This window comes from Micromonospora sp. WMMD736, from assembly GCF_049179015.1.
In the GTDB taxonomy this organism is placed as follows: domain Bacteria; phylum Actinomycetota; class Actinomycetes; order Mycobacteriales; family Micromonosporaceae; genus Micromonospora.
In genome coordinates this window covers 1-5,478 of sequence record NZ_JBMHMI010000022.1, presented here as the reverse complement: position 1 = coordinate 5,478, position 5,478 = coordinate 1, and the positions used below count along the sequence as shown (strand labels likewise).

At 69.6% G+C, this 5,478-nt stretch carries 6 protein-coding genes; 2 read left to right on the top strand and 4 right to left on the bottom strand.

What is annotated here, in order from left to right; all coding sequences use genetic code 11:
• Together ACN269_RS32830 and ACN269_RS32825 are read right to left on the bottom strand one after the other, a co-directional pair.
• Window positions 1-1,706, bottom strand: a 1,706-nt coding sequence (locus ACN269_RS32830) for an Hsp70 family protein (protein WP_421476936.1), incomplete at its 3' end; no start/stop codon positions are given.
• Between the two features lie 79 nt (window positions 1,707-1,785).
• Window positions 1,786-2,106: a hypothetical protein gene (locus ACN269_RS32825; protein WP_421476934.1), complete on the bottom strand. Its 321-nt coding sequence runs from the start codon at window positions 2,104-2,106 to the stop codon at window positions 1,786-1,788.
• Between the two features lie 226 nt (window positions 2,107-2,332).
• Between ACN269_RS32825 and ACN269_RS32820 the strand changes: the two genes are divergently transcribed.
• A complete protein-coding gene (locus ACN269_RS32820) occupies window positions 2,333-2,791 on the top strand; it encodes a nuclear transport factor 2 family protein (RefSeq protein ID WP_421476932.1) in 459 nt (152 codons plus the stop codon).
• Between the two features lies 1 nt (window position 2,792).
• Here ACN269_RS32820 and ACN269_RS32815 read toward each other — a convergent pair whose 3' ends face one another.
• Window positions 2,793-3,458: a L,D-transpeptidase family protein gene (locus ACN269_RS32815; RefSeq protein ID WP_421476930.1), complete on the bottom strand. Its 666-nt coding sequence runs from the start codon at window positions 3,456-3,458 to the stop codon at window positions 2,793-2,795.
• A 118-nt stretch (window positions 3,459-3,576) separates the two neighbouring features.
• Here ACN269_RS32815 and ACN269_RS32810 point away from each other — a divergent pair, with 118 nt between their 5' ends.
• Window positions 3,577-5,064 carry a bifunctional phosphatase PAP2/diacylglycerol kinase family protein gene (locus ACN269_RS32810; RefSeq protein WP_421476928.1) on the top strand — a complete coding sequence of 496 codons (1,488 nt, stop codon included), beginning with the start codon at window positions 3,577-3,579 and terminating at the stop codon, window positions 5,062-5,064.
• On the opposite strand, the gene ACN269_RS32805 is transcribed toward ACN269_RS32810, so the two are convergent.
• Window positions 5,018-5,478 (bottom strand): phosphatase PAP2 family protein (locus tag ACN269_RS32805; RefSeq protein ID WP_421476926.1); only part of this gene is annotated, 461 nt, incomplete at its 5' end. The two genes, ACN269_RS32810 and ACN269_RS32805, sit on opposite strands and share 47 nt — an antisense overlap.

Below are 5,478 nucleotides of genomic sequence, written 5' to 3'. Positions count from 1 at the left end.
GTCGTTCTGGGCGCGGCCGAGGTGGTCGTGGTGACCGGCGGCGCCGTTGTAGTCGTCGTGGTGGTGGTCGGCGGCGTCGTGGTCGTGGTCGTCGTGGTGGTTGTCGTAGTCGTCGTGGTCGTGGTGGTCGTCGGCGGCGGTGTGGTGGTGGTCGTCGTGGCCGGCGGCGCGACGGTCGGACTCGGCGGCGGAGGCGCCGGCGGCGGCGCAGCGCTGGTAACGGTGACAACCGGCGGCGGCTGCACCGGACTCGGTGCCGGCGGTGCGGGCGGGGCATCGGCCGGCGGGGCACTCGGCGGGTCGGTCCGCACGGTGGTGGTGGCCGGCTCGTTACTGCTGCTGCTCGTCAGCGCGTATGCCACCCCGCCGAGCGCGATCAGCACCAGTACGCCGGCGGCCCCGAACACCAACTGGGGCAGCCGTTGCCAGGGTTTGGGCTGCTCGATCGCACCGGTCGCGGGTACGTACTGCACCGGCGGGCGCCCCGCCGTGTCGGCTCGTCCGTAGGGATCGGGGCCGTACGGGTCGGGGCCGTACGGGTCGGCACCCTCATAGGGGACGGGCTCGGCGCCGGCGTCATCCTGAGACCAGGCCAGCGCACCGGCATCCGACGACTCCCCAGCCGCCGGGGCCATCGCGGTCGGTTCGTCGGCCGCCGGGGCCATCGCGGTTGGCGCTTCGGCGGCGGCCACCACCGGACCCATCGCTGTCGCTGCACCGGGGTCACCGGACACGGCGAACACCGCCGCACCCACCGCGGCGTCCAGCGCGGGCTGCGGGGTGGTCACCACCGGCGCCTGCGAGTGTTCAGACAGCCGCTGAGTGACCAGTGGGATGCTGGCCCCGCCACCGATCGTCACCACCGCAGAGACATCGGACCAGTGAATCCCGTTGCGCTGCAACGTATCTTCCAGCGTCGCGAGCACACCGCCGAGCGGCTCGGCGATGAGGCCCTCGAGTTCGGGGCGGGTGACGCGCACCTCGGAGCGATAGCCGGGCAGTTCGACCTTCAGCTCGGCGGCCGTCTGCGCCGACAGCCGCTCCTTGACCAGCCGACAGTCGTCGCGCAACTGGGTCAGCGAGCCGACCGCCGCGGTCCCGGCCGGATCGGCACCGCCCGCCCGGCCGATATCGTCGAGCACGTGCGCGAGTAGCAGCTGGTCGATCTGCTCACCGGAGAATTCGGCATAGCGCGCCGTCTCCCCGATCGGCGAGAACGACGCTGCGGCATCGACCAGCGTGACGCTGGTGCCGCCGCCGCCGAAATCCAGCACGGCCACCACACCCGTCGGGTTCAGCCCGGGGTTGGCGTGCAACGCCGTGAGTGAGGCGACCGCATCCGCCACCAGGCGCACCGGTACACCGTTGGGGGCCAGCACGGCGCTGCCGCGAAAAGCGTTGCGCAAGAGGCCTAAAGTCTGCGGAGTCCAGTAGGCCGGCACCGCCACGGCAAGCTCCGCCGATCTCTGCGCCCCCAACGACCCAACCAACTCTTCCAAGGCAAGCACCACGAGCCGGTCGGCGCGATGGGCCGAACCGTCGGGCGCCACCAGCGGGATCGGGTCGCCGATCCGCTCCACGAACCCGCCCAATACCTGGTCCGAACCGGGCAAGGTCAGCACCGAGCGCCGCAGCACAGGTTGGCTGCCGACGGGGGCGGCGACCAGGTTGGTCGTCCCGATCGACAACCCAAGCGGGTCGCTCATAACCGGGACACCTTAGTCGCCGCCCGAGCACCCGCTCGACAGACACTCCGTCAAGTGGCCGGCGAACGGTGTTCAGCCATCACGGTTTTGACACGGCCGGCGCAGGGAAGAGTTTGCGCAGCAGCGCCGATACGACGACTCCGACGATGATCAGCGTCACCGCGAATGCGTCGGGCAGCGCGTCGGACACCCACCCGGCTATTCCGGTCACCAGGATGAACGGCGGCAACCCGTCGAACAGCCGAGCAACCGAAGGGGCTGGCGACGGCCCCTCCGCGTCGTCCGGCGCAAACTTCGCTGTCGCGTAGTCAGGGTAGAACTCGGTGAACTCGACAGCAAAGAGGATCGCGGCCAGCGGGAGGATCCACGCGGTCCAGAAGTTGTTGTTGTCGGCCAGCACCGCGTCCCCATACGCGCCGGCGACCGCGGCGAATGCCGACCCACAGCGTCAGCACCGGGAGCCCCAGTGCCGCCGATGCGGCCTCCTCAAACCGGCCCGGCCCCGAGATCGAGGCCATCAACACCCACGGCACCAGGCCCGAGAACGGTGACCTCAGGTAGCCGTCAACGATTCTCATGCGCGCACTTCATGCGCGCGCGGGCACCGTTGTGCTGCAATGTCGGCCATGGCTGACATCGACGACATCAAAGAAGTCAAGTACCGCTACCTTCGGGCGCTGGACACCAAGAACTGGGACGAGTTCAGCGCCACCCTCACCGAGGACGTCGTCGGCGACTACGGCGAGTCCCTCGGCGAGGATCACCAGTTCCGCGGCCGCACCGAGTTGGTCGAGTTCATGCGGAGCTCGCTGCCGGCCAACATCATCACCGAGCACCGGGTGACCCACCCGGAGATCACCGTCGACGGCGACGAGGCCAGCGCCACCTGGTACCTCCAGGACCGGGTGATCGCCGCCGAGTTGGACTTCATGCTGATCGGTGCGGCGTTCTACCACGACCGTTACCGCCGCACCGCCGACGGCTGGAAGATCTGCGCCACCGGCTACGACCGCACCTACGACGCCACGATGTCGCTGTCCGCTCTGAACTTCAAGCTGAAACCCGGTCGCGCCCTGAACATCTGAGCTAGGTCTGGGTCAGCGCGATGACGGCTCCCGGCCGTAGCCACCGCATGATCTCGACCAGGGTGCCGTCGTCGATCGCCACACATCCCGCGGTGGGGCCACCGTCGGTGGTGTGCAGGAAGAATGCGCCGCCGTTGCCCGGAATCCTGGCCTTGTTGACGCCCATCACGACCGCGTGCCGGTACTGCGGAATGTCGAGGTTCTCGGTGCCGCTGGACAGCGCGGTGTTGAACGGGCACTGGTCCTTCTTGCAGACCTGCATGGTGTTGTAGGTGGGGCTTTTCATGTCGCCGTCCCACCAGTGGTCCGGGCCGACCTGGACGTATTGCAGCCCGCCGCCGGGATTGGGCGCGGTGCCGAACGCGAAGTCCAGGCTGAATATGCCCATCGGCGTCTTCATCTCACCGTCATGGGTCTGCGGGGCCATCCCCTTCGCACCGATGAACGCCGGGATGCCGGCCCGGATCGGTTGCCACCCCGCAGCAGTGCGCTCGAAGACGTCCACCTTTGCCGACGAACCACCCACGCCCACAACGGAAATCACCTGGGTTGCCGCACCGACCTTGGGTGCGAACCACGGGGTGAAAGCGCCGGCCACCGGTGCCGACAGCAGGGCGCAGCAGAGCCAAAGCGCCCCCGCGCACAGCACAGGCAGCAGTCGGCGCACCCCACCATCGTCGACAGCGGCCACCCTCGCCGTCAAGTAAAGGTTCAGCCACAGTCCGCTCTCAGGGCGATGACCTCAGTCGGTTTTCGGCACGCCGCGCGCGGATACATTGACACCCATGCAACCGCTGCCGCTACCCCGCCGCCGTCCCCGCGGCATCCGTCAGATCGGCCGCGGCCTGGGCACCCTGGACCGCGAGGTGTTCGAGGCGATCGCCGAGTCGCCGACACCGCTGCTGGATTCGGTGATGCCGCGGCTGACCAGGGCCGCCGACCACTCCAAGCTGTGGTTCGTGATCGCCGGGGCGCTCGCCGCCTCCGGCGCTCAGCGCGCCGCCGCCCGCGGGGTGGTGAGCCTGGCCGTCACCAGCCTGATCACCAACCAGTTCGCGAAACGGGTATGGCGGCGGCCACGTCCGGCGCTGGCGTCGGTGCCGTTGGCCCGCCAGTCGCGCCGCATGCCGACGTCGAACTCACTGCCCTCCGGGCATTCGGCCAGCGCGGCAGCCTTCGCGGTCGGGGTCGGACTGGAGAGCCCGCCGCTGGGACTGGGCCTGGCCCTGCTGGCGGGTCTGGTGGGGTTGTCCCGGGTCGCCACCGGGGCGCACTACCCCGGTGACGTGTTCGCCGGTTTCGGGCTGGGCGCCGCGATCGCGGTGCTCGGCGCCCGCGTCGTCCCACCCATCTCGGAAGCCGGCGTGGCCGCCGCCGACCCGTTGCGCGTGCAGACACCGCCGCGGCCCGACGGCGCCGGCGTGGTGCTGGTGATCAACCCGGCCTCGGGCAGCGGTACCGGCGCCCGGGTCATCGACGAGGTGCGAAATGCCCTGCCGCGGGCCGAGATCGTGGAGCTCTCCGGCGACGACGACCTGCATGAAGCGTTGGTTGCCGCGGCGGCGCGCGCCGAGGTGCTCGCCGTCGGCGGTGGGGACGGCACGGTGTCGTGTGCTGCCGGTGTTGCGGTGGACGCTGGTGTCCCGCTGGCGGTGTTTCCCGGCGGCACGTTCAACCACTTCGCCAAGGACATCGGCTGCTGCTCGGTGGCCGACACCGTCGACGCGATCCGGCGGGGCTCGGTGTCGTGTGTGGACCTCGTCTACCTCAACGGCGACCAGGCCGTCGTCAACACCGCCAGCATCGGCGCCTACCCGAAGTTCGTACGTACCCGGGAAAGACTCGAACACAAGATCGGCAAGCCGCTGGCCGGGGTGTACGCGATGTATCACACCCTGCGCCGGGACCGGCCCGTGCGGATTCGCTACGACAACAAGACCCTGCAGACGTCGTTGTTCTTCCTCGGCAATTCCACCTACCTGCCGTCGGGCTTCGCCCCGAGCCGGCGCAGCCGGATGGACGACGGCCTGATCGACGTGCGGATCCTGGAGACTGGGCACCGGCTGGCCACGCTGCGGATCCTGACCGGATTGCTGCTGGGCCGGCTGGAGCGCAGCCCGCTGTACCACGAGCTGAAGGTGCCGGAGTTCGCGTTCGAGGCGGTCGACGGGCCCACCGCACTGGCCTGCGACGGTGAAATCGGGACCCGGCTGTCGACGGCGAGTTTCACCGTGCGCTACCGGGCACTGCCGGTATTTCGTCCGCTGCAGTGATCGACGGCCGGATCAGCAGCACGCAGGCGGCGAAATAGGCGTAGCCCAGCGCCCATCCCGCCAGCACGTCGGAAGGGTGGTGGACGTTGAGCACCACCCGGCCGACACCGATCGCGATGACCACCACGGCGCCGAGCACAACCAGCCACGTCCGCAGCGGCCGACGCAACGTCGGCCACGCCACAGTCAGCAACGCCAGCACCGCGACCAACACCCCGAGCGCATGGCCGGACGGGAACGCGGTCGATGCCGCGTCGACAAATGCGGTGGCCGGCCGTGGCCGGTCCGCGAGATACTTGGCCAACTCGGTCAGCGGCCCGCTCAACTCGATGGTCACGACCAGGAACAACGCCAGCCGCAGCCGTCGCCGCACCAGGGCCACCACGATCAGGATCAGCGTCACCACCCGGAACG

Bases quoted from the DNA above. Each gene is read 5' to 3' on its own strand.
- ACN269_RS32810 (WP_421476928.1), top strand. From the start codon at position 3,577: ATGCAACCGCTGCCGCTACCCCGCCGCCGTCCCCGCGGCATCCGTCAG.
- ACN269_RS32820 (WP_421476932.1), top strand. From the start codon at position 2,333: ATGGCTGACATCGACGACATCAAAGAAGTCAAGTACCGCTACCTTCGG.